Source organism: Mesorhizobium sp. WSM4935 (assembly GCF_029625735.1).
In the GTDB taxonomy this organism is placed as follows: Bacteria; Pseudomonadota; Alphaproteobacteria; order Rhizobiales; family Rhizobiaceae; genus Mesorhizobium.
In genome coordinates this window covers 1-954 of sequence record NZ_JARTVR010000044.1, presented here as the reverse complement: position 1 = coordinate 954, position 954 = coordinate 1, and the positions used below count along the sequence as shown (strand labels likewise).

Genomic DNA, 954 nt, shown 5'->3' with positions numbered 1-954 from the left:
TTGCCGGCCGACCGGCCCTCGGGATCGAAGGTCTCCTTGAGGAAGGCATCGGCGATCGATTTTGCCAGTTCAGGCCCGATCACGCGCGCGCCCATGGTGATGATCTGGGCGTTGTTCGACAGCGCGGCGCGCTCGGCGGAGTAGGTGTCGTGCGTGAGCGCCGCGCGGATGCCAGGCACCTTGTTGGCCGATATGCAGACGCCGATCCCGGTGCCGCAGATGAGTATGGCACGGTCATACTTGCCGGCCAGCACGTCGTTCGCGACCCGGTCGGACAGATTGGCGTAGAAGGGGTCCGGGCCGGCTTCGGTGCGCGACACCTCCGACACCTCGTGTTTGTCCTTCAAATAGTCGGCCAGAACCCTGGCCAGGCCTTCGCCGGCACTGTCCCCTGCAATCGCGAGCTTCATGATCGTCTCCTCATAGTTTGGCAACGCATCTGGACAGGATGTCGAGGTAGCCCTCGACAGCCCATGCGGCGCGTCCGATGAACAAACCGTCGATATGCGGGCATGCGATGAGTTCGGCGCAATTGTCTTGGTTGACCGAACCGCCATAGAGGCATGGGACGCGGCGGCCGAGCACGTCTTGGGCGGTGGCGATGATCTCCGCCTGGCGGGCGTCGGCATAGTCCGAGGTCGCCGGAATGCCGTTGATGCCGATTGCCCAGACCGGCTCGTAGGCGAGCAGGATCGGCGCCCGCTTCTGCGCCGCGCCGAGCTTGGAGAGCGCGCCGCGCACCTGCCCGTCGAGAACCTCGCGGGCGAGGCCAGCCTCGCGCTCGGCCAGCGTCTCGCCGATGCAGATCAAGGGGGTCAAGCCGTGGCGTATGGCAGCCTCCGTCTTGAGGCCCACGGTTTCGTCCGTCTCGCCGAAATGCTCGCGCCGCTCGGAATGGCCGAGCTCGACGATATCCAGATTGCAGTCCTTCAACATCACCGGCGAAATCTCGCC

2 protein-coding genes are annotated in these 954 nt (G+C 65.2%); both read right to left on the bottom strand.

The genetic code is table 11. From position 1 onward, the window contains the following. Positions 1-410: RpiB/LacA/LacB family sugar-phosphate isomerase (locus P9273_RS32020; RefSeq protein WP_278052565.1), on the bottom strand; the 410-nt coding region annotated here is incomplete at its 3' end. Positions 411-420: 10 nt separating this feature from the next. Further along, on the bottom strand, positions 421-954 hold a 534-nt coding region (locus P9273_RS32015), incomplete at its 5' end, for a triose-phosphate isomerase family protein (protein WP_278052564.1).